The organism is Allobosea sp. 05T438 (genome assembly GCF_056396025.1).
This window is the reverse complement of record NZ_JBFTKQ010000009.1, coordinates 19,963-39,553: the sequence shown is the minus strand read 5'-3', so window position 1 is coordinate 39,553 and position 19,591 is coordinate 19,963. Positions and strand designations below refer to the sequence as shown.

The window sequence follows — 19,591 nt, the reverse complement described above, 5'->3', positions numbered from 1 at the left end:
CGGGCCGAGCCGCGCGCGCCATCGGCGTGCCCGGCGCAATCCGAACTTGCGACCTCTTCCTGTCGGAGAATCGCACGCCGAAGTCCCCCGATACGCGTGGCGTATCGCGCTTCCCGTACGGCCGGGGGAGTGCGGCACCAGGTCTAGCGCTGAAACACTTCCGGATAAGCAAAGAGACCGGGCGCGCCGCCCGTGTGCCAGAAGACGACGGTTTCGTCGGGGCCGATGGCGCCTGTCCTTACGAGCGAAAGGAGTCCGGCCATCGCCTTTCCGGTATAGACCGGGTCGAGGAGAATTCCCTCCTCGCGGGCAACCAACTGGACGGCCTCGATCATCTCAGCGGTGGGCTGGCCGTATCCCGGCCCAACCCGGGAATCATCGATATCCAGAGCGGACACGGCGCTCCTCTGGCGATCCTCCAGACCGAAAATATCCTGAACCAGCCCGGAGACGATGACCCCGGCCTGCTCTGATGAGCGCGAGACGCTGATGCCGTGCACGCGCCAGGGCAACCCGGCCTGCTCCACGCCGGCAAGGATGCCGGCATGGGTGCCGCCGCTTCCCGTCGGCAGAACGATGCGGTCGATACGGCAGCCTTCATCCTTCGCCTGGGCCGCCAATTCCAGAAGCGCATCGCGATAGGCGAGGCTTCCAAGCGCATTCGAGCCGCCGACCGGGATGAAGTAGGGCTTCCGTCCCTGCCCCGTCAGCCCTGCCATCGCCTCCGCAGCGATCGCAGAACCGTCTTCGCTCGCGGCGAGGAGACGAATCTCCGCGCCAAAGATTCCGTCGAGCAGCCAATTCCCGTTGGTTCGATAGGCTTCGCTGCGATTTGCGACCGAGTCGGTCAGCAGCAGCAGGCAGCCGAGGCCATTCCGTGCGGCCGCCGCCGCGGTCTGACGGGCATGATTCGACTGGATCGCGCCCATGGTCACCAGCATGTCGGCGCCGTGCTTCAGAGCGTCGGCCACCAGATATTCGAGCTTGCGGACCTTGTTTCCGCCTCCGGCAAAGCCGGTGCAGTCGTCACGCTTGATCCAGATCGACGGCGCCCGGCCATTGCCGCCGAGCGCGCTCGCAAGGCGGGGCAATCGCTCGAAGGGCGTCGGCAGCATCGCAAGCCGGATAGCGTCGTGGCGGTTCATTCGAGCAAGCTCCGGCATCTGGACGGCGTCAGCGATACCATACCGCCGGAATGGAGATTGGCTGGGCCCGCTGCCGCATGCCGGATGTGCGTCTTCGACGCAGCGGCGTGGCCATGGCGACAGTTCAGGCGTCGGCGTGCTTCGCCAGGCCTCGCCTTGATCGTCCTTCTGGACCGCAAGCGCGCGACATGCCGGCAACAAGGGTGCCGGAGGCGAGGTGTCCGTTGCGAGGATCGATGCGGGGGATATCGATCACAAGCAAAGAGCAGCCGCGGCGTGCCGACGCGGCGCGAATGAATGACCTTTGCCGCCGCGTAGCAGGTTTCTAATCGCCAATCTTGATAGAAGCGCGCGATCGGGGGGACCGAAATCGCCGAGATGATCACCCTTGCCGGATGATTTCCACGAAGCGGGCGGCCAGCCGCGAAAGTGGTCTGCTGCGCACCGTCATCAGGCAAATCGTGGTGGGGATCTCAGGCCGGAGCGAAAGCTGCGCCAGCCCATCGAAGCGCTGCGCCTGCGTCAGCAGGCTGTCGATCAGCGTGACATCGCCAGGTTCGGCCAACAGATGCGCCGCCGAGATGCTGTAGGGAACCGTTATGAACGGCGCATAGTCGAGCCCTTCCCGCTCATAGGCTTGAGCGATCAGCCAGCCGAGCGGTGACTTCTCGCGATCGAAGCAGATCATCCTCCGCGTCTTGAGTTCGTGCAGGCTGACCCTGCCTTGCCCGGCGAGGGGATCGTCCTCGCGCACCAGTGCGATGATCGAGCCGCCGACGAGCGGCGTCAGCGCGATATCGTCGGTGACGCGAGGGGAAAACATCAGGCCGATATCGGCTGTCCCCTGCGAGAGCTCGGTCGGCGCATCGCCCATGATCAGCTCGACGCGCGCCTGCGGGTATTCGTCGGTCAGGCGGCGCAGGGCGCGGGCGATGATGCCATGGCCGATGCTCGGCGTGGAGGCGATGCGCAGCGGCATTTCCCGGCCGGCGCGCAATCGCCCCGCGGCGTCCCGCAAGGCGCGCCATTCCTGATCGACCGTGTCGAGTGCCGTCATGAGGGCGCTGGCTGCGGGCCGCAGGCTCAGCCGGCCTTCGCGGCGCTCGAAGACCTCGACGCCGAGGCTAGCCTCGCTGCGCGCGATGATCTTGCTGATGGCGGATTGCGTCAGATTCAGCTGGCGCGCGGCCTCGACCGTGGTGCCGAAGCGGTGCACCGCACGGAGCACGGCGGCGTGGGCTGGCGTGAACGGTCTCATGGCGCCGGGCGCTCCTGAAGCTGCGCGAGGAGCAGCCGGGCGGCGCGATCGAGGAGAGATCCCCGCCGGTGATGGGCATAGGCCGTGACCAACGGGCTCTGCTCCAGCGGCAAGGCGGCGAGGCCTTCGACGAGATTGCTGCTGATGACGAAGCCGTCGACCAGCGCGATGCCGACGCCCTCGCGGGCGAGATGGCAGGCGGTGTCGGTATGGCGGACGGTGATCGCGACGCGATCGGCCAATCCTGCGCCGACCAGCGCGTCCTGGAAGCTGTCGGAGGCGCTCACGCCGTCGGGACCATAGCTGATCAGCCGCTCGCCCTCGATATCGTCCCGCGACAGCGCCGCACGCCCGGCATGCGGATGCGTCCGCGACAGCACGCAGACGAGCGGGCTGCGTCCCAAGGCGACGTCCTCGATATCCTCGGTCGCCATCGGGCCGTAGGAGATGCCGAGATCGGCCTCGCCGGCGCCGAGATGCTCGCGCACATGGTCGAACATGATCTCCACGGCGGCGGCCTCGCCGAGCTTGCGCCGCGTCGAGGTGATTGCCGGCGGCAGGATGCTGTGCGCCAGCCCCGGCACGGTCGCCACCCTCAGCCTGTCGGCCATGCCGACGCGGATCATGTCCGCTTCGTGCCGCGCGCGGCGCAGCACGTTGAAGAGCGGTTGGGCTTGCCTGACCAGCGACTGCGCTTCCGGCGTCGGCACCAGCCGGCCCTGGATGGTCGTGGCGAGGCTGAGCCCGAATTCGTCCTCCGCCTGCCGCAGGGTCTTGATGACGGCGGACTGGCTGATGCCGAGGCCCTGCGCCGCCTCGCCCGTTCCGCCGAGCCTCACGAAGGTGTCGACCGCCAGCAGCGAGCCCAGCTTCATAGGGTATTCCAGATGGTTGATGATCTTGCCGAAGGTTTCATTGGAAGGACTAGTTGTCGTTATGGAAGGATGCAAGCCGCCGCCGCAATGCGGCCAATGAATCAGGGGATCGGTATGACCAAGCTTCGCTCGTTGCTCTCGGCTGGCGCGCTCGCGCTCGCACTCGGCGCCCCCGCTCTGGTAACGGCGCCTTCCACCGCTTTGGCCAAGGGGACGCTGCGGCTCGCGCAGACACAGGACCTCGTCTCGCTCGATCCGATCGCGACCAGCGACAACGCCTCGATCTACGCGCAGCTGCTCATCTTCGACACGCTGCTGCGGCCGAGCAAGGACGCCACGAAGCTCGAGCCCGGCCTCGCCGAGAGCTGGAAGGTCAGCGACGACGGCATGACCTACAGCTTCAAGCTGCGCGAGGCGAAGTTCTCGGATGGCACGCCGGTCACGGCCGCCGACGTCGCCTTCTCCCTGAAGCGCGCCGGCAGCGACGCTTCGAGCTGGAAGCGCTTCTTCTCCGGCATCGACACGATCGAGACGCCGGACGACCGCACCGTCGTGCTCAAGCTCAAGAAGGTGTTCACGCCGCTCCTCAACAACCTCGCCCTGTTTTCCTCGGCGATCCTGCCGCAGAAGGCCTTCGAGGCCGCCGGCGACAAGTTCTTCGAGAAGCCGGTCGGCAGCGGCCCCTTCACGGTCGCGGCCTGGAACAAGGGCCAGGGCCTGTCGCTGAAAAAGAATGCGAACTACTGGCAGGCCGGCAAGCCCGACCTCGACGGTGCCGAGCTGATGGTCATCCCGGAGGGCAACAGTCGCGTGCTGAAGCTGCAGGCCGGCGAAGTCGACGCCGCGATCGACATTCCACTGAACCAGCTCCAGGGCCTCGGGCGCGACAGCAAGATCAAGACGGCGGTGGCAAACGTCTTCCGCACCGATTTCGTGCTGATGAACACCAGGAAGAAGCCGTTCGACGACATTCGCGTCCGGCAGGCGCTGAACTACGCCATCGACAAGGAGGGGCTGCTCAAGGCGCTCCTCTACGGCACGGGCAAGGTCTCGAACTCGCCGATGCCGCCGATGGCCTATGCCGATCCGGGCCTGAAGCCCTATGCGCATGACGTCGCCAAGGCCAAGGCGCTGCTGACGGAAGCCGGCTACAAGGACGGCTTCAAGACCTCGCTGCTCGTCGATTCCAGCAAGCCGCTGCATCGCCAGCTCGGCCAGGCCCTGCAGGCGGCGCTGAAGCAGATCGGTGTCACCGCCGATATCCGCCTCGTCGAGGGCGGCACGCACTGGACCACCACGAAGGCCGGCGACTACGAGATGGCCGTCGCCTATGCGACCAGCGACACGATCGATCCGGACCAGCTCGTCGGCTTCCTGCTCGTCAATCCGGAGCGTGCCAATGCCTATCACACCGAGTGGAAGAACGAGCGCCTGAACGAACTCTACGAGAAGGAGCGCGTGACCGCGGACGGGCCCGAGCGCGGCAAGATGTTCCAGGAGATCGTCAAGCTCGCCCATGAGGGCGCACCGTCGGTCTTCCTGTTCTATCCCGGAACCTCCTACGCCTATCGCAGCAATGTCGAAGGCTTCGAGGTGCTCCCGACCTCGAATTTCCGCCTCGAGGACGTCAAGCTGAAGTGATGCAGGGGCGCCTTGGCGCCCCTCGTCCCGCCTCGCCATGCTGATCTACATCATCAAGCGTCTCGCGCAGCTGGTGCCGGTCCTGTTCGGCATCACGCTGGCCTGTTTCCTCCTGCTGCGTGCGCTTCCGGGCGACCCCGCGACATTGCTTCTCGGCGCCCGCGGTGGGCCGGAGGAAATCGCGCTGATGAAGCAGCGACTCGGCCTCGATCTGCCGCTGTGGCGGCAGTATCTGCTCTTCCTCGCCGATATCGGCTCGGGCAGCCTCGGCCGCTCGGTGGTGCATGCCCGGCCGGTGATGCAGCTCGTGTTCGAGCGGCTGCCGGCGACATTGTGGCTCGTCGCCTACTCGACGACGCTCGCCATCGCGATGACCGTGCCGCTGGCGCTCTGGTCGGCGCTGCGGCGCGGCGGGCCGGTCGATATCGCGATCAAGCTCGCCTTCACGATCGTCATCGCGATGCCGTCCTTCTGGCTCGGGCTGATCTTCGTCATCCTCTTCGCGATCTGGCTGCCGCTGTTTCCGACCTCGGGCTATGGCGAGGATTTCCTCTCCCGGCTGCACCACACCACGCTGCCGGCGCTGGTCATCGCGCTCGCTACGGCATCGCTGACGATCCGCAGCCTGCGCAGCGCCATTCTGGCAGTGCTCGGCTCAGACTATGTCACCACGGCGCGGGCCAAGGGCGCGGGCACCGGCCGGCTGATGGGCATTCATGTGCTGCCCAATGCCCTGATCAGCTCGATCTCGGTGCTGGGCGCCCATACCAGCTGGGTGATCGGCGGCACGGTGGTGATCGAGACCGTCTTCGCCTTGCCGGGTCTGGGTTCATTGTTCGTCGAGTCGATCTTCGCCCGCGACTATCCGCTGATCCAGGGGCTCACCATCGTCTTCGCCGTCCTCGTCGTGCTGATCAATCTGGCGACCGATCTCGCCTATGCGCTCGCCGATCCGCGCATCAGGCTGGAGTGAGCCGATGGACCGCCTCCGCTCCAATCCGAGCCTCGCCATCGGGCTCGCCATGCTGGTCCTGCTCGCCGCCTTCGTCGCGCTCGGCCAGATCTGGACGCCGCAGGATCCCTTCGGGGTCGATTACGGCAACACGCTGCAGCCGCCTTCCCTGGCCAACTGGTTCGGGACGGACGATCTCGGCCGCGACGTCGCCTCGCGCGTGCTCGCCGGCGGCTATGTCGACCTGAAGGTCGCGTTGATCTGCGTCGTCACGCCGGCCCTCCTCGGCGCGGTGGTCGGCGCGATCTCCGGCTTCGTCGGCGGGCGCGTCGACACCTTCATCATGCGCGTCACCGACATCTTCTGGGCCTTTCCCTTCTACGTCCTCGTCATCGCCATCGTCGGCGTGCTGGGGCCGGGCGAGACCAATCTCTACCTCGCCTTCCTCCTGGTGAACTGGATCTCCTTCGCCCGCATCGTGCGCGGCGAAGTGCTGGTGCTGCGCAACCTCGAATTCGTGCAGGCCGCGCGCAGCCTCGGCTGCACGACGCCGCGGATCATCACCGCCCATATCCTGCCGAACGCGGTCAACCCCGCGATCGTCTACGCCATGGCGGACGTGGTGCTGACGATCCTTGCCGTGACCTCCCTCAGCTTCCTCGGCCTTGGCATCCAGCCGCCAACGCCGGAATGGGGGCTGATGATCTCGGACGGCCGGCAGTTCCTGTTCGACGCCTGGTGGATCGCGACCTTTCCCGGCCTCGCGATCATCTACACCGGCGTCACCTTCGCCCTGATCGGCGAAGGCCTCGACACCGCGCTTCGGCCCAAGGGCTGATCGCCTCTTTCCGACCCGCCTCCGACAGGTGCGCCATGAGCTTTTTCGACGAGGATGAAAACCTGCAGCGCATCGGCGCGCTGTTGAGCGCGAAGGCCGCGGCCACATTCCGCGAACGGAGCGTGCCGGAGGAGCAATTCGGCTTCGTGCTGCTGCAACCCGCAGGCCCGGGCGGTCGGCCGCGCGGCGCAGCGCTGCGCCCGGATTGGCGCAGCTACCCCTGCTCGCTGGTCAAGGTCTTCTTCCTCGTCGCGGCGCAGGCCGCGCTGGAAGCGGGGCAGCTCACCGAGCATGAGGAACTGGAGCGCGCCATGCGCGACATGATCCTCTGGTCCTCGAACAGCGCGACGAACTACGTCATCGATCTGCTTTCGGGAACGACCGGCGACACGCTGCTCTCCGCCGCCGAGATGGCCGCATGGGGCGAGCGGCGCGAAGCGGTCAACCGCTTCTTCGCGCAGCTGGGGTGGCCAGAGCTCGCCGGCATCAACCTCAACCAGAAGCTGATGGACGATCTACGCTATGGCCGCGAGAAGATCGGCCTCGACCGTTCGCCGGGCGGACACAATGCCCTCACGCCCATCGCCATGGCCCGGCTGATGCACGAGACCTTCCACGGCTCGGCGCTGAGCGAAACAACGCGTCGAACGGTCGGACCATTGCTCGCGCGCGACCTCACGAGCCCCTTCGCGAAGCGCGGGGCCTATCAGGTCTCGGGATATCTCGCCGGCGGCATGCCGGATGGCACGCAGATCTGGTCGAAGGCCGGGCGCACGCGCTGGCTCGGCGACGAGCGCGCCGATTTCCGGCGCCATGACGCCCTGCGCGCAATCCTGCCCGGTGGACAGGAGTTCATCCTGACCGTTTTCACGCAGGGTGAAGCGATCGCAGAGGATGATGGCTTCCTGCCCTCGCTCGGCGAGATCGCGGCCAGCGGGCTCAATGAAGGCTAATATTTAGAATAATTCTACTTTGACACCGAGCACTTGCTATTATCTTCAAGTAGATTACAGCGCGCAGCACCTTGCAATTGCGGCCGCGCCGGATGCCACGCCTTCAGACATTGGCAGTATTCTTCATTGCGCTGGCGATCTGGCACGTCGGGAGCGCGTCCGGCTGGATCAACTCCTTCTTGCTGCCGGCGCCGGGCACCGTCTGCGAGACGTTGATCGAGCTGGCCGGTTCCGGCGTCCTCGCCAAGCACACGCTGATCAGCGTGCAGCGCGTCGCCGTCGGCTACGCGCTGGCGATTGCGGCGGCCGTGCCCTTTGCCCTGCTGTTCAGCCTGAGCAGAACGTTGCGTCGCACAATCGAGCCGCTTCTGGAATTCCTGCGCCAGATTCCGCCCCTGGCGATGATGCCGCTGCTGATCCTGTGGCTCGGCATCGGCGAGGCGCAGAAGATCGGGATCATCGTGCTGTCCTGCTTCTTCCCGATCTTCCTCGGGGTGCGCGGCGGCATTGCGGCCGTCGACCGGAAGCTGATCGATGTCGGCACGGTCTACGGCTTCACCCCCGCCGAGAACCTGCTGCGGATCGTCCTGCCTTCTGCCCTGCCCGCGATCGTCGTCGGACTGCGCATCGGGCTCGGCTATAGCTGGCGCGCCCTTGTCGGCGCCGAGCTCATCGCCTCCTCGGCGGGCCTTGGCTACATGATCGTCGACGCGGAAAATCTCGCCCGCACCGACATCGTGCTGGCCGGCATCCTCGTGATCGGCGTTCTCGGCCTGGCGAGCGATCAGCTGCTCCGCTCCGTCATCCGCCGCAAGGCGCCCTGGCTCGCCGGCGATCTGGAGATGGCGCGTGCTTGAGGCGCATCACCTCGGCAAGAGCTATCGACTCGGCGACGTCGAGGTTGCCGCTCTCACCGATGTCAGCCTTGCCTTTCCGCGCGGCTCGATCACGACCGTGGTCGGGCGCAGCGGCTGCGGCAAGACGACCCTGCTGCGCATTCTCGCCGGCCTCGAACAGCCGAGCAGGGGCGAGCTCCGGCGCACGGATGGCGGCCCGTCGCAGACCGGCGTCGTCTTCCAGGAAGCCCGGCTGATGCCGTGGCTCGACACGCTCGGGAACGTCGCCTTCGGCCTGCGCAGGCGGGTTCCGGCCGGGATCGCCGAGGAGCGCAGCCGGGCGGCTCTGGAAACCGTTGGCCTTTCGGCTTTCACCGACGCCATGCCGAGCCAGCTTTCCGGCGGCATGGCCCAGCGCGTCGCCATCGCGCGGGCGCTCGTCACCGAGCCGGACCTGCTGCTGCTCGACGAGCCCTTTGCGGCGCTCGACGCTTTCACCCGTCGCGCCATGCAGAATGAGCTGATCGCGATCTGGCAGAAGAAGCATCCGACCATCGTTTTCGTCACTCATGATGTCGAGGAGGCGGTGCTGCTCGGCCAGCGCGTGCTCGAACTCGAGGGCGGCCGTGTCGTCGGCCACGAGCCGATCGACCTGCCTTTCCCGCGTGACCCGACGGCAGCAGCCGTCAACGATCACCGCCGGCGCATCCTCGCCAATCTGACCGCACCGGCGCGGGACCACGATTCCAGAGTGGCTTCCCCCGCCATCGACAAGGAGCCATCTTCGTGAAACGCCTCGCTTCCCTGGGCCTCGCGCTCACGCTGCTGCTCGGCCCCGCCTCGGCCGCGGACAAGCCGAAGACGGTCCGCGTGACCTATGTGACCGCGCCCTTCAACGTGCCTTCCATCGTGATGCGCGAGAAAGGCTATCTCGACGAGGCCTTCGCCAAGTTCGGCATCAAGGTCGAAAATCCCGAGATCACCTCGGGCGCTCAGCAGACCCAGGCCCTCGCAGCCGGTGAGATCGACATCGCCAGCGTGCTCGGCGGCACATCGGCGATCCTGGCCCGCGCCAACGGGGTCGACCTGAAGGTGGTCGCGGCCTACGCACGCTCCCCCAAGGCTTATTTCCTGATGACCCGCGCGGACGGCCCCGCCAAGCTCGCGGACCTCAGGGGCAAGAAGATCGCGGGGCCGAAAGGCACGGTGCTGAACCAGCTCCTTGTCGCGGCGCTCGCCTCGCAAAAATTGACGCTGAACGACGTCGAATACATCAACATGGATCTGCCGGCCGCTCGTGCCGCCCTCCTCGCCGGCCAGGTCGACGTCGCGACGCTCGCCGGCGCCAACGTCACGCTGGTTGAACGGGCGGGCGGCAAGGCGCTGACGAGCGGCGAGGGGCTGATCAAGCCGACGACAGTGATCGGCGCCCGCACCGCCTTCGCCGAGCAGCATCCCGATCTGCTGGCGGCCTATTTCGACGCCCATCGCAAGGCGCTCGATTTCATGGCGAAGAATCCCGAGGAAGCGCTGGCGATCGCAGCCAAGGAGCAGAAGATCTCGATCGAGGATGCTCGGGCGCAAATGCCGCTCTACGACTTCACGCCTGCGATGACCGAGGCCGACATCGCCAATCTGTCGGACGATCAGGACTTCATGGTCCAGGCGGGCATGCTGCCCAAGGCCAAGGCGATTGATATCAAGGCGAGCCTCGTCGCCCCCTCTGCCTTCACTCTGAAATAAATCCGCGCGGCACCGGCCGGCTCAGGCCGGTGCCGTCGCCTGCCGGTTCGACATCATGCGTCTTTCGATTCTCGATCCCCTCGTCCTGCCGAAAGGCGGCTCTTCCGGCGAAGCCCTGCGGACGGCTGTCGGCATGGCACAGGCCGCCGAGAAGCTCGGCTTCACGCGCTACTGGATCGTCGAGCATCACGACGTCGCCTTCGAGGCCAATCCCGCGCCGGAGGTCTTCGCCGCGGCGCTGGCCGGCGCGACGTCGCGGATCAGGATCGGGGTCGGCGGCGTGCTGCTGAACCATTACAGCCCCTACAAGATCGCCGAGGCGATGCGCACCCTGAACGCGCTGTTTCCCGGCCGCATCGATGTCGGCATCGGCCGCGCCACGGCGGGACCTGTCGCCGACCGGGCACTGCAGCGCCTGCGCGATGTCGCGCTTCCGGACGATCATGCCGCTCAGGTCGAGGAATTGATCGGCTGGCTCGGCAACGACCTGCCGGCCAGCTCGCCGTTCCACGGCATAAGGATCATGCCGGACGAGCCTGCCGGCCCGCTGCCCTGGATCCTGGCGGTCAGCGAGGAAAGCGCCCGGCGCGCGGCGACGCTGGGCCTCGGTCTCGCCTGCAGCGCCTTCCACAAGCCCGAACAGGCCCCGCACGCAGCCGCGGCCTATGCCGAGCGCTTCACCCCTTCGCGCTACGCCGCAGGCATAAGCGCGCCGCAAGCCTTCATCGCAGTGCGCGTCATCGTCGGCGAGACCCAGGATGAGGCAGAGCGGCTCGCCATGCCCGTGCGTGCGGTATTCAAGCTGCGGCGGTCGCCGGAGCGGATCATGGTGTCGCATCTGCCCGATCTCGACGAAGCGATCGCCGTCATGGGCGGAATGGTCCCCGCCGAGACCGCGGACTGGCCCGCCTATGTCGTCGGCACGCCAGAGCGCGTGAAGGCGACGCTTTCGCGCATGGCGGCCGAGACGGGCATCGATGAATTCATGATCCAGGACTTCTTGGCCGATCCGCGGCTGCGCTTGCGAAACTACGAGCTTCTGGCTCGCGCTTTTGCGCCGAGCCGCTTGCAGTCATAGGCAAGTCGTCCGTAACATCGCCGCGGGGGATCGGATGTCGAAGTGCTTGCGGTCGATGGGAGCGCTCTTGGCCTTGTGCCTCGCGACGAGCCTCGCCGCAGCCGAACCGCCGCAGACCTGGGAGCTATGGGTCGCCCGCCCCAGCGGGCCTGGCCTGCTGACCAGCTGTCCATTGCCGAAAGGAATGCCATGGCCACCACCTTCAACGGTCGTGCCCGTGGAAGCGCCTCTGCGGCTGGATCAGCCTTTGACCATCACCTGGCAGGGCGGCCACCTCGAGCAATCGAATCGCGAAGGCGGAACCGGCGCCCCGGCGGGCAGCATGTGGAATCCGTTCGATTCCTGCTTCGTGCTGGCGGTCCGCGGCGTAGTCGTCGCGGCCGGGGCGGTCGTTCCGCGTTATTCGGCCCGGCTTTTCAGATCTGACACGCTCGTGCTCCAGAGCGACAGGCTCGACCAGCCGCTCGCCTTTTCGCTGCTGCCCACCTTCCCAGCCGAGATAGGTCAACCTGCTCCGCCGGAATGGCGCCAGATGCTGATGCCGATCAGCAAACCAACGGGGGCAGCGTCGCGATGAGGCGGGCGGGTGTCAGGCCGATCTTGCGCTGTATCGCAGGGGTCTCGGGGATCGGGGTGGCGCTGATCCAGCTTTCCGGCTTCGCTCAGGCGAGCGGTGTCAAGACAATCGGCCCCTGGGCCGTGGTAACCCACGACAAGGAGGATGGCCGCAAGGACGTCGCCGCCATCGTTTCCGGCAAGGGCTCGCCCTTCGGCCTAGCGATTCGCTGCATCGACGCCAATCTATCCGTAGCGCTTGTCCCACTGAACGATGAAGGGCTTTTCGGTGCTGCACCGCGCAACGCGGCTCTGTTGCTGCAGCCCGATGCCCTGGGGCCGAGCGACGTAGATGGCGTGGTCGGCGACGATCATGCCATCCACGTGCCGTCTCCGGCGCCGCTGGTGAAGCTGGTCCTCGCTACGGCGCGGCTGGTCATTTCCGCTCCGGCCTCGAATGGAAACACCGTTTCCGCCACTTTCGATCTCACGGGGAGCCGGCGCGCGCTCGCCGATCTCGTGGAGCACTGCCCCGGTGGAGACCCGTCGCCAGGTCGTTAACCGACGGATGGTGCAGCAGCCTTGTCTCTGAGGTCACAGGTTACTTGTCGGGCAGAAGCGTCACAATGCACCGTCGTTCGAGGGCGTAGACGAACGTGCGTAGTGCTGATTGCGAGCAGCGCGAAGTGGCCGATGCCGATCGTGGTCAACGTTTCCAATGAGACCTGCGCCTCCCACGCAGCAGCAAGTCGCTGCTGACCGGGACCATCAGTCGCTCGGCGAAGCTGGCTGCCGGCCGGCCGAGCGCCAAGACATTGCGGCCGAGTTCGACCGAGCCACTCTCTAGGACCCGCCACGCACTCGCGGCGCGCCCGACACGATTCGAACGTGTGACCTTTGCCTGTTCGGGCATTTGCTCCTTCGCAAAATCCCGCATTGCCGAAGCCGCGGGGATCGGCTATCCAGCCTTCACGGTTTGCGCCCGTAGCTCAGCTGGATAGAGCGTTGCCCTCCGAAGGCAAAGGTCACACGTTCGAATCGTGTCGGGCGCGCCAATAAAATTAATCACTTAGGCAAATCCCCCCTCTGACGCAGCGCGCTCGAGTCGCCACCGAGTCGCCACGAGCGGTGGAATCACGAGGAAACCCCAGCATCGTCGCGGCTATATTCGCGCCCACCCGCCCCCGTTTCCGATCGCGGGCTCTCCGCGGCTGCAACCTTAACATTTGACGTAGCGCCACCTTGGATACGCTCTAAATTAGCTGTCCTCACAAGGGCGGTTCCCCATGAATGACCCAACTGCCGACCGCATTGCCTTCTTGATTTTTCAGGTATCAAACGCCGCTCAATATAGAGCGGCACTGGCGCGGCTGCGGGTGATAGAGAACGCTCCCGCGAACAGCCCAATGGCCCAAGAACGGGCCAGATTGGAACTGGCTGTGTCGCGCTATCTTGCGATGGGGCAAGACCTAAAGCGGTAGTTGCATGCAGAGACAGCGCCAGCTGCGATCTAAGCGCCACATTCTGGCCGTTCACAGCCGACACCATTGGCGCGCCATCTAGCCTTGGCTAGGTCGGCGGACGCCAGGCCGCAACAAAGCCCCCCAGCCCCGCGGCCTGGCGCCCATTAGGCCGCCCTCCGCATCTCGACGGGCTCAATGCTGAACGGGAACTGGAACGGCTTCCAATGCAGCTCGGCGCTGTCCTGCGGGCTGAGTACGTCAACCGCCCTGCGCAGGGCCGCGAAGGCGCGCTGGCCGCGCTCCTGAACGCGCTCGTCATCGTTCTCAAGGTCGAAAAACAGGTAACCCAGGCGACCTTCGTCGGGGCCGCCAACGACCTGCGCAAAGCACCGCAGGACCATGCCCGTGCCGGTGTGGTTCGCCTCGTAAGAGGATTCAACGATCTCGAGGGTGATGGTCTCGTTAACTGTGTTGCTGGGCATGGCATTGCTCCTTAGCTTGAATCTGATACTTTCAGTATCGATATGAGGTGGATCAATGTCAATACTAAAAGTATCGATACCCCAGGTAAAGGCAGCGCGTGCCCTCTTGGAATGGTCGCAAGCAACTATGGCTGAGCGCTGCGGTGTGTCCCTGCCGACTATCAAACGGCTCGAGGCGGCTGATGGGGGCAGCTTGGGCGGGCGCACGGAGACGGCAATCAGAATCATCGAAGCCATTCAAGCCGCCGGCGTCGAATTCATCGACGACGAGCGCGGCGAAGGCGTCGTGAAGCTGCGACGGTGACTTCTGACATAAAAAGTATAGTGAAATCTAATTTGAATTCGCTACTGCTTTGGTTGACAACCATTACTCAAAGCGGTCGTTCTCATACGAAAGAATGACAGGTGAGTCCTATGGACTCCCTTTCTGATTTGCGCGACGACACCGCCTCAACTTGAGGCAATCGCATGCTACCAGACGAAACACTCCGCCCCGTCTTCGTAACGCGAAAGACGGCTGCCAAGCTGATGGAGATCAGCACAGACACGTTCAACATGTGGCTGCAGCAGGGCTTCATCCCGCCTGCCCATATCAACCGTGGCCAAATTGTGCGGTGGCACTGGCCTAGCGTTGAACAAAAGCTGGCGCCGCCTCCCGAGATGGAGAAGCCAGCCTTCGTGATGCCCGAGGGGCCGTATGTTCGCCCGAAGCGTCGCCGAAAGGTGGCGCAGTGACCGGCCCGCTTGGCACGATTTACAGCCTGCAGGAGGCCGCGGACCATCTGCGGATTACCAAGCAGGCACTGGCCCGAGCCGCTAGGCGCTACGGGATCGGCGCGGTCTTCGGACGCCACCACCGGTTTACGGAGGACGATCTGAAAGCCGTGCTCGAGGCCATGAAGATCCGCGGGGAAGAGCCTAATCCGGTGGCGGTGAGAGCATCCTACGTGAGCCTCCGCAAACTAGCTCAAGCGCAGCGCGAAGAGCGCGTTCGTCAACGATCAGCACAAAGAGGGGATTCAGGTGGCAAACGTTGAGATGATCAAAATTCCGCCGATGCAGGTCCGCGTTGGAAAGGTGCTGGTGGACGGGGAGGTGGTGGGCGCGGATGTCTACACCATGGACCATTTCGGCGGCGTCCTGCCGAATGTCGGTGACCATTTCATGCTTGTCCGTACAGCGGACGACTACGAGACGGTTTCGGTCCAGCGGCGCTATTTTGTTACCGAAGCTGCGAGCCGATCGATCTATTGGCTGCTGGTGGTCAAGGCTGCCGAGGCGTGTTCCCAGTTCACGCAGGTGGCGACGAACGCCCTAGCCGTGTCGGACTATCAGGAGGCCTCGCGCGAAGGTCGATCTTTGCGCGAAGTGACGGCCAAGCTACGAAAGGCCAACGGCGCGCGCTGACAAGCGCCGAGCGGGGGGAATATGAAGAAGCTCGCAGTCTGGTTGCTCTGCGGCTTGCTGGTGATCACGGGCGGCAATGCCTTCTACGTCACCATGCCGGCCTGGAACGCGGTGAGGGCCGATGAGCGAAACGCCAATCTGACGATGGTGACGCACCTCAGATATGGCGTGGATCCAAACACAGCGGTCGTGGATCTCGTGTCCATCGGCGACGGCTCGAGCATGCTGGACGTTACGCGCGCGCTTCTTCAATCAGCGCATGCTCTGAAGGACCGGACCTTTTCGGAAGTTCACCTGGCCTATCGGGGTCGTAGCCGCTTCATATTGCCGGGGAGCGACTTCAAGCAGATGGGCGAGGAATACGGGCCGCAGAACCCGGTCTACACGATCCGCACAATGCCAGAAAAACTGCGCCGTCCTGACGGAAGTCGTGCCTTTGACACGTGGACGGGCGGCGTGCTCGGCGTTCTCGGCAGGCAGATGGAGGACGTCAAAGCCCTCCATATGGAATGGTATCTGAGAGAGGCGGGGTACTTCGTCCCTTGACCGGACCTAGCTTGCTGAGTGACGGTGGTGATGACGAAGCAGGTCACAGGAGCAGCCGATGCAGGGTTGGGACAAGGATGCGTTCAGCCGTCGATCGCTGGCGCTCTGCATCGCATCCGTCACTGCTTCCTTCGGGCTGACAAAATGGGCAGGCCTTGGCGACGCTGCGGCGCTCTTTTGGTCGGTCGTGATTGATCGGGTGATTGCGTCCAAGGCGAATGGGCGCCCAGCATTGGTGCAGACTGTGATCGGCGCTCGGTTGCCCCCTGCCGCGACATCTCTAAATCGCGCCCCGCCGGCCAGCGTGGTGACCCTGCCGCGCGAAGATAAGCAAAGGACGCGAGAGCAGGCGCAGCTTCGCGCGGACGCATTGCGAGAAATATCGGCGCACAACTTGGCCCGACGCGATCACCGCTTCCTCAGGTTGGTGGCGTAGCCGCTCGACGCGCGAGGTGCGCCGACGGGCAGGTTGCGCGCTAGTAGTGCCGCCTCACTCAAAATCGTCAATTCCGCCGCGACCCGTGCTCTGCCTCTTGCCGTCGATGACGGTCTGCAGGCATCGCGCGGTCAAGCCCGCCACGTCATTCAACGCCTCAAGCGCGACCATGGTTGGTGTGTCGATCGGTATAGAGGCACACCAGCTTCGAACGCGCTGCTGGAAGGCAAGCGTCTCTTTGCGCATCTCCCCGGCGTCGGCGGGGTGCAATGAGCGAACTGACCTGCGAACCATGGCGGCCTCCATTCCTATGATGAGAACAAAATAGGAACAAAAGCCACCATGGAGTCAAGGGAGCCGCAGCTGGTTGTGGATTGCTCAGACGTTGGCGATGCTGAATGTGACGCACGCCACGGGCTAGACGCACCAGCAGATTGCGGCGATGGTCGGAATGTCGATTCAGAAAGTGATGCACTACAGCAAGCACATCGATCAGCGGTTGGTAGCTCGAGGTGCAGCACGGGCCGAGGTGCCCGCCCCTGCCGGACCGCTAGGGCGGATTTATGACTTGGATGAAGCGGCTGCTTATTTGCGGGTGCCCGCGGATGATGTTGCGGCGCTGGCGCGGGAAAATGGAATCGGGGCCGTGTTTGGCGAGGCCATTCGGTTCAACGAGGACGATATTCGCGCTCTTTGGGAGGCCGCGAGGCAATCGGTAGTGACGCCGCAGGCCACTTGTTCACGCAGTCCCTAGCCCCATGCATTCAAAGGAACAACCACGACCACTGCGCCGCGGCTGCGCGCGGCTCTAACGTCAGGGTCCCGTTGGATGGCCTCGAGCGTGCGGACCTCTGGCAAACTCCCGCCGCTGGCCAGAGTTTCAGCCGCCCAAACGCGCAAACTGGCGCGTGCAGACATGACGCATTCGTCAAAGGTGGCGCCGGCGGCCGCGGCACCAGGGGCGTCGGGAAACCAGCCGCCGTAGAGCGACTGCGGCTCCTTTTCTATGATGACGACGAACCGCATGACCTAGCGTAATTCAAGTCCTCGTATTCGAGCAATGCGGATAATGATGGAAGCCTTGCCCGCGCCCTGGCTTCACCGACACGCACTGCCGCGCACCCTCCAAATGGAGGGTTTCAGGGATAGTTGCGATTGCTATCACCTAAGCGCGGCTTATCGAGTGCGTTCCGATGTCTGAAATTGACTTTTCGGAAGGGGGCTCAACCGCCCCGGAGAGAAAGCGTTCCGTCCTATCCGACCGTGCTCTGGTTTCGGTACTGTTTACGGCGCTCGCGCTAAGGCAATCAGCCTGGTTCGCCGCGATTGGATACGGCGTCTGCTGGCTCATCGGCTCCTAGCGGAGTTCGAACACGACGTGCCAGGCAGAGTCAGCGCTTCTTCGTCGCGGTCTACGGATGGCTTGGCGGTGATCATACGAGCTTGCCGCATTCGCGGGCTGCCGCCTCAAACGCTTTCCTCGCGTGCATTGCCGGAACTTCGCCCTTGAGCGCGGCCATGCATGTTGCGATCGCAAAACGCCACGTTTCCGCACCGGATGGCTCCCGCCACGACAGCAGGAACTCAGCCGCACGCTCTACGCTGCTCACGGCGTAGCGCTCGCCGACCTTAGTCGACTCGACGTAAACCGGAGGCGTGAACCAGTGCAGCGGCATGTCGCGACTACGCGCGTCGTGGTCGCCGGCGTGAGCTTGCGGGCTCTGCAATACGGCTTTCAGAAGTTTCTGGGGGTGTCGATCTCGGAGTACGAACGGTCTGTGCGGCTGGAGGGTGTCCGACGCGAGATCGAAGGCAATTCCGGTGAATCCGTCGGAGAGATTGCCCGCCGCTGGCGCTTCTCCAATTTCACCCGCTTCAACGCTCAGTTCGAGGCGGCCTTTGGCGTGAGCGCGGTCGCGCTGCGCGCCCAACTCGGCCAGTTCCCGTAATCGAGAGCGTCCGCGAATTGAAATCGGATGCGACGATAAGCGGGAGGACCTGAAACGCTTCCTTGGCAACGGGTGCATTCGCACCGCTGCGCCGAGCACAAGCAACATCGTCCAATCTATTGAATGGTCGAGAGGACGACAAATAGCTCAACCTTGCTTTGACGGCTCCGGATCGGAAACCTTATAGCGCAATGTCAAACACATAGGTGTTCGCAGTTTTATCCTGAATGGCGCGCCATTTAAAGCGGTGAAAATCTGGATCTTTTTCGGAGATCTAGATCCAGGCTCAGTATCTTCCCGCACAAACTTCCCACACTGAGCACATGCCGGGCCGCCTTCAGGCCTGTGCTCTCGGCGCTTACAAGCGATTCGCCCCCTCCATACGCTCAACGCGGCTGCTCCAAGCGGGCGCCGATGCCGGGACGAAATTCGTCGTTGGGGTAACTTTCGCCCACCCTCGTGAAGCTTGGCGGGAAGGAGGGCCCAATTTCACGGGCTGATCGGCTTCTTTTGCTGCGGCTTCAGGCCAGCGGCCTTTTCTCGGGCCGTTGAAGCCCGCCCGCAAAAATCTTTGCGGATCTCGGACAGGTCGGCTTCGTCGAGCTCTTCGAGATCAAGCAATTCTTCCCGTGCACCTTCGAGCCGAATGATCAGCTCGTCGAGCTTGATCTGCATCGCAGCCGTGTCGCGGTTCTGACTGTTCTGGATGATGAAGACCATCAGGAAGGTGATGATGGTCGTCGAGGTGTTGATGACGAGCTGCCATGTATCGTTGAAGCCGAAGATGGGTCCCGATGCCGCCCAGACAACGATCAGAATGACCGCGATGAAGAACGTCACCGGCTTGCCGGTCCAGCTAGCAACCGCTTGAGCCAGACGCGTGAAGAGCGAAGCCTTGTTGTTCTTGTGGATCAGATGCTCGATCGAAGTGCTCATTGAGGTCATCCCGGAAAGGCGCTCCGAGGCCGAACGCCGCCAAGCCACGCCGTCGGTTTGTTGCTGCCCGACGAGCGGTTGAATGCTTCGCCTCGTCGTCCAGTGTCTTGGCTTGCTTCACGTTGCGCGGTGAAAACCCAGCCGGCTCTCGAATGTTCCGGCGCGCGGCCATGCCTCTGGCGGCCCTTTCCCGACTGTGTGTGCAGACCTTTTTGAGCCCGCGATAGTCGCCCGATCTCGGCAGGGGCGCGTCGGTTTTCAAGGATTCTCGAGATTCTTCGGTGAACTTCGCAAGATTGCTCTGAACAATCTATGGTCTGCCTCGTTTCAGCCTGATCTCCAGCAGGCTAGGCGCGATGAAACGGCGGCAGCTCAGAGCCCTCTCGATCGATCGACAGATTGCCAGGACGATCGCAAGGCGCAGCAGTCCCCGCGTCGAATATTTGGCGAAAGGTCTCGTTCGCGTGGCCGATGAGCGGCTTCCGCTTCCGATCGGCT

The 19,591-nt window shown here is 64.3% G+C and carries 26 protein-coding genes and 1 tRNA gene; 19 read left to right on the top strand and 8 right to left on the bottom strand.

Features of this window, described 5'->3' with window-relative positions; translation table 11 throughout:
- Positions 1-143: 143 nt before the first annotated feature.
- The 3 genes from AC1DIN_RS18305 to AC1DIN_RS18295 all read right to left on the bottom strand — a co-directional run bounded on the left by AC1DIN_RS18305 (position 144) and on the right by AC1DIN_RS18295 (position 3,278).
- A complete protein-coding gene (locus AC1DIN_RS18305; protein ID WP_476810827.1) occupies positions 144-1,145 on the bottom strand; it encodes a D-cysteine desulfhydrase family protein in 1,002 nt (333 codons plus the stop codon).
- A gap of 382 nt (positions 1,146-1,527) precedes the next feature.
- The gene (locus AC1DIN_RS18300) at positions 1,528-2,403 is read right to left on the bottom strand and encodes a LysR family transcriptional regulator (RefSeq protein WP_476810826.1); all 876 of its coding nucleotides are present in this window, start codon (positions 2,401-2,403) and stop codon (positions 1,528-1,530) included.
- Positions 2,400-3,278, bottom strand: coding sequence for a LysR family transcriptional regulator (locus AC1DIN_RS18295; RefSeq protein ID WP_441472261.1), 879 nt, complete (start codon positions 3,276-3,278; stop codon positions 2,400-2,402). Before AC1DIN_RS18295 ends, AC1DIN_RS18300 begins: the two co-directional genes overlap by 4 nt.
- A gap of 114 nt (positions 3,279-3,392) precedes the next feature.
- Between AC1DIN_RS18295 and AC1DIN_RS18290 the strand changes: the two genes are divergently transcribed.
- From AC1DIN_RS18290 to AC1DIN_RS18240, 11 genes are all read left to right on the top strand, one after another.
- Positions 3,393-4,919, top strand: coding sequence for an ABC transporter substrate-binding protein (locus AC1DIN_RS18290; RefSeq protein WP_476810825.1), 1,527 nt, complete (start codon positions 3,393-3,395; stop codon positions 4,917-4,919).
- A gap of 37 nt (positions 4,920-4,956) precedes the next feature.
- Positions 4,957-5,892, top strand: coding sequence for an ABC transporter permease (locus AC1DIN_RS18285; RefSeq protein ID WP_476810824.1), 936 nt, complete (start codon positions 4,957-4,959; stop codon positions 5,890-5,892).
- 4 nt (positions 5,893-5,896) lie between these two features.
- A complete protein-coding gene (locus AC1DIN_RS18280; RefSeq protein ID WP_476810823.1) occupies positions 5,897-6,709 on the top strand; it encodes an ABC transporter permease in 813 nt (270 codons plus the stop codon).
- Positions 6,710-6,744: 35 nt separating this feature from the next.
- The gene (locus AC1DIN_RS18275; protein WP_476810822.1) at positions 6,745-7,662 is read left to right on the top strand and encodes a serine hydrolase; all 918 of its coding nucleotides are present in this window, start codon (positions 6,745-6,747) and stop codon (positions 7,660-7,662) included.
- A 92-nt stretch (positions 7,663-7,754) separates the two neighbouring features.
- Positions 7,755-8,519, top strand: a complete 765-nt coding sequence (locus tag AC1DIN_RS18270) for an ABC transporter permease (protein WP_476810821.1) — start codon at positions 7,755-7,757, stop codon at positions 8,517-8,519.
- Positions 8,512-9,288 carry an ABC transporter ATP-binding protein gene (locus AC1DIN_RS18265; RefSeq protein ID WP_476810820.1) on the top strand — a complete coding sequence of 259 codons (777 nt, stop codon included), beginning with the start codon at positions 8,512-8,514 and terminating at the stop codon, positions 9,286-9,288. The genes AC1DIN_RS18270 and AC1DIN_RS18265 overlap by 8 nt, the downstream gene beginning before the upstream one ends.
- Positions 9,285-10,241 carry an ABC transporter substrate-binding protein gene (locus AC1DIN_RS18260; protein ID WP_476810819.1) on the top strand — a complete coding sequence of 319 codons (957 nt, stop codon included), beginning with the start codon at positions 9,285-9,287 and terminating at the stop codon, positions 10,239-10,241. The genes AC1DIN_RS18265 and AC1DIN_RS18260 overlap by 4 nt, the downstream gene beginning before the upstream one ends.
- A 55-nt stretch (positions 10,242-10,296) precedes the next feature.
- Positions 10,297-11,319 carry an MsnO8 family LLM class oxidoreductase gene (locus AC1DIN_RS18255; RefSeq protein WP_476810818.1) on the top strand — a complete coding sequence of 341 codons (1,023 nt, stop codon included), beginning with the start codon at positions 10,297-10,299 and terminating at the stop codon, positions 11,317-11,319.
- Positions 11,320-11,566: 247 nt separating this feature from the next.
- Entirely contained in the window at positions 11,567-11,896 is a 330-nt protein-coding gene (locus AC1DIN_RS18250) for a hypothetical protein (RefSeq protein ID WP_476810817.1), read from the top strand.
- 56 nt (positions 11,897-11,952) lie between these two features.
- The gene (locus AC1DIN_RS18245; RefSeq protein ID WP_476810816.1) at positions 11,953-12,435 is read left to right on the top strand and encodes a hypothetical protein; all 483 of its coding nucleotides are present in this window, start codon (positions 11,953-11,955) and stop codon (positions 12,433-12,435) included.
- Positions 12,436-12,852: 417 nt separating this feature from the next.
- Positions 12,853-12,929: transfer RNA gene (locus tag AC1DIN_RS18240), tRNA-Arg, on the top strand.
- Positions 12,930-13,501: 572 nt separating this feature from the next.
- Here AC1DIN_RS18240 and AC1DIN_RS18235 read toward each other — a convergent pair.
- Entirely contained in the window at positions 13,502-13,819 is a 318-nt protein-coding gene (locus tag AC1DIN_RS18235) for a hypothetical protein (RefSeq protein ID WP_476810815.1), read from the bottom strand.
- Between the two features lie 55 nt (positions 13,820-13,874).
- On the opposite strand from AC1DIN_RS18235, the gene AC1DIN_RS18230 reads away from it, so the two are divergent.
- The 6 genes from AC1DIN_RS18230 (at position 13,875) to AC1DIN_RS18205 (ending at position 16,208) form a co-directional block, all read left to right on the top strand.
- Positions 13,875-14,123: a helix-turn-helix domain-containing protein gene (locus AC1DIN_RS18230; RefSeq protein WP_476810814.1), complete on the top strand. Its 249-nt coding sequence runs from the start codon at positions 13,875-13,877 to the stop codon at positions 14,121-14,123.
- A 164-nt stretch (positions 14,124-14,287) separates the two neighbouring features.
- Entirely contained in the window at positions 14,288-14,554 is a 267-nt protein-coding gene (locus AC1DIN_RS18225) for a hypothetical protein (RefSeq protein WP_476810813.1), read from the top strand.
- Complete coding sequence (locus tag AC1DIN_RS18220) at positions 14,551-14,856, top strand: helix-turn-helix domain-containing protein (RefSeq protein WP_476810812.1); 306 nt, start codon at positions 14,551-14,553, stop codon at positions 14,854-14,856. The genes AC1DIN_RS18225 and AC1DIN_RS18220 overlap by 4 nt, the downstream gene beginning before the upstream one ends.
- Positions 14,843-15,226 carry a hypothetical protein gene (locus AC1DIN_RS18215; RefSeq protein WP_476810811.1) on the top strand — a complete coding sequence of 128 codons (384 nt, stop codon included), beginning with the start codon at positions 14,843-14,845 and terminating at the stop codon, positions 15,224-15,226. Before AC1DIN_RS18220 ends, AC1DIN_RS18215 begins: the two co-directional genes overlap by 14 nt.
- 21 nt (positions 15,227-15,247) lie before the next feature.
- The gene (locus tag AC1DIN_RS18210; protein ID WP_476810810.1) at positions 15,248-15,772 is read left to right on the top strand and encodes a hypothetical protein; all 525 of its coding nucleotides are present in this window, start codon (positions 15,248-15,250) and stop codon (positions 15,770-15,772) included.
- Between the two features lie 58 nt (positions 15,773-15,830).
- Positions 15,831-16,208 (top strand): hypothetical protein, encoded by a 378-nt coding sequence (locus tag AC1DIN_RS18205; RefSeq protein WP_476810809.1) that lies wholly within the window; start codon positions 15,831-15,833, stop codon positions 16,206-16,208.
- 54 nt (positions 16,209-16,262) lie between these two features.
- On the opposite strand, the gene AC1DIN_RS18200 is transcribed toward AC1DIN_RS18205, so the two are convergent.
- Positions 16,263-16,502, bottom strand: coding sequence for a hypothetical protein (locus AC1DIN_RS18200; protein WP_476810808.1), 240 nt, complete (start codon positions 16,500-16,502; stop codon positions 16,263-16,265).
- A 157-nt stretch (positions 16,503-16,659) separates the two neighbouring features.
- Between AC1DIN_RS18200 and AC1DIN_RS18195 the strand changes: the two genes are divergently transcribed.
- A complete protein-coding gene (locus AC1DIN_RS18195; protein ID WP_476810807.1) occupies positions 16,660-16,962 on the top strand; it encodes a helix-turn-helix domain-containing protein in 303 nt (100 codons plus the stop codon).
- On the opposite strand, the gene AC1DIN_RS18190 is transcribed toward AC1DIN_RS18195, so the two are convergent.
- Together AC1DIN_RS18190 and AC1DIN_RS18185 are read right to left on the bottom strand one after the other, a co-directional pair.
- Complete coding sequence (locus AC1DIN_RS18190) at positions 16,959-17,234, bottom strand: type II toxin-antitoxin system HicB family antitoxin (protein WP_476810806.1); 276 nt, start codon at positions 17,232-17,234, stop codon at positions 16,959-16,961. The genes AC1DIN_RS18195 and AC1DIN_RS18190 overlap by 4 nt on opposite strands.
- Positions 17,235-17,641: 407 nt before the next feature.
- Positions 17,642-17,884 (bottom strand): DUF982 domain-containing protein, encoded by a 243-nt coding sequence (locus AC1DIN_RS18185; RefSeq protein WP_476810805.1) that lies wholly within the window; start codon positions 17,882-17,884, stop codon positions 17,642-17,644.
- On the opposite strand from AC1DIN_RS18185, the gene AC1DIN_RS18180 reads away from it, so the two are divergent.
- Positions 17,873-18,157, top strand: coding sequence for a helix-turn-helix domain-containing protein (locus AC1DIN_RS18180; RefSeq protein ID WP_476810804.1), 285 nt, complete (start codon positions 17,873-17,875; stop codon positions 18,155-18,157). The genes AC1DIN_RS18185 and AC1DIN_RS18180 overlap by 12 nt on opposite strands.
- Positions 18,158-18,646: 489 nt before the next feature.
- Here the strand turns inward: AC1DIN_RS18180 and AC1DIN_RS18175 are convergent, their stop codons facing one another.
- Positions 18,647-19,093: a low affinity iron permease family protein gene (locus tag AC1DIN_RS18175; RefSeq protein WP_441472240.1), complete on the bottom strand. Its 447-nt coding sequence runs from the start codon at positions 19,091-19,093 to the stop codon at positions 18,647-18,649.
- Positions 19,094-19,591 lie beyond the last annotated feature (498 nt).

Excerpts from the sequence above, each read along its gene's own strand:
- AC1DIN_RS18225 (WP_476810813.1), top strand. The coding sequence starts at position 14,288 with ATGCTACCAGACGAAACACTCCGCCCCGTCTTCGTAACGCGAAAGACG.
- AC1DIN_RS18195 (WP_476810807.1), top strand. The coding sequence starts at position 16,660 with ATGTCGATTCAGAAAGTGATGCACTACAGCAAGCACATCGATCAGCGG.
- AC1DIN_RS18295 (WP_441472261.1), bottom strand. The coding sequence starts at position 3,278 with ATGAAGCTGGGCTCGCTGCTGGCGGTCGACACCTTCGTGAGGCTCGGC.
- AC1DIN_RS18290 (WP_476810825.1), top strand. The coding sequence starts at position 3,393 with ATGACCAAGCTTCGCTCGTTGCTCTCGGCTGGCGCGCTCGCGCTCGCA.
- AC1DIN_RS18255 (WP_476810818.1), top strand. The coding sequence starts at position 10,297 with ATGCGTCTTTCGATTCTCGATCCCCTCGTCCTGCCGAAAGGCGGCTCT.
- AC1DIN_RS18230 (WP_476810814.1), top strand. The coding sequence starts at position 13,875 with ATGTCAATACTAAAAGTATCGATACCCCAGGTAAAGGCAGCGCGTGCC.
- AC1DIN_RS18305 (WP_476810827.1), bottom strand. The coding sequence starts at position 1,145 with ATGAACCGCCACGACGCTATCCGGCTTGCGATGCTGCCGACGCCCTTC.
- AC1DIN_RS18205 (WP_476810809.1), top strand. The coding sequence starts at position 15,831 with ATGCAGGGTTGGGACAAGGATGCGTTCAGCCGTCGATCGCTGGCGCTC.
- AC1DIN_RS18200 (WP_476810808.1), bottom strand. The coding sequence starts at position 16,502 with ATGGTTCGCAGGTCAGTTCGCTCATTGCACCCCGCCGACGCCGGGGAG.
- AC1DIN_RS18300 (WP_476810826.1), bottom strand. The coding sequence starts at position 2,403 with ATGAGACCGTTCACGCCAGCCCACGCCGCCGTGCTCCGTGCGGTGCAC.
- AC1DIN_RS18175 (WP_441472240.1), bottom strand. The coding sequence starts at position 19,093 with ATGAGCACTTCGATCGAGCATCTGATCCACAAGAACAACAAGGCTTCG.
- AC1DIN_RS18210 (WP_476810810.1), top strand. The coding sequence starts at position 15,248 with ATGAAGAAGCTCGCAGTCTGGTTGCTCTGCGGCTTGCTGGTGATCACG.
- AC1DIN_RS18285 (WP_476810824.1), top strand. The coding sequence starts at position 4,957 with ATGCTGATCTACATCATCAAGCGTCTCGCGCAGCTGGTGCCGGTCCTG.
- AC1DIN_RS18280 (WP_476810823.1), top strand. The coding sequence starts at position 5,897 with ATGGACCGCCTCCGCTCCAATCCGAGCCTCGCCATCGGGCTCGCCATG.
- AC1DIN_RS18235 (WP_476810815.1), bottom strand. The coding sequence starts at position 13,819 with ATGCCCAGCAACACAGTTAACGAGACCATCACCCTCGAGATCGTTGAA.
- AC1DIN_RS18190 (WP_476810806.1), bottom strand. The coding sequence starts at position 17,234 with ATGCGGTTCGTCGTCATCATAGAAAAGGAGCCGCAGTCGCTCTACGGC.
- AC1DIN_RS18275 (WP_476810822.1), top strand. The coding sequence starts at position 6,745 with ATGAGCTTTTTCGACGAGGATGAAAACCTGCAGCGCATCGGCGCGCTG.
- AC1DIN_RS18185 (WP_476810805.1), bottom strand. The coding sequence starts at position 17,884 with ATGCCGCTGCACTGGTTCACGCCTCCGGTTTACGTCGAGTCGACTAAG.
- AC1DIN_RS18270 (WP_476810821.1), top strand. The coding sequence starts at position 7,755 with ATGCCACGCCTTCAGACATTGGCAGTATTCTTCATTGCGCTGGCGATC.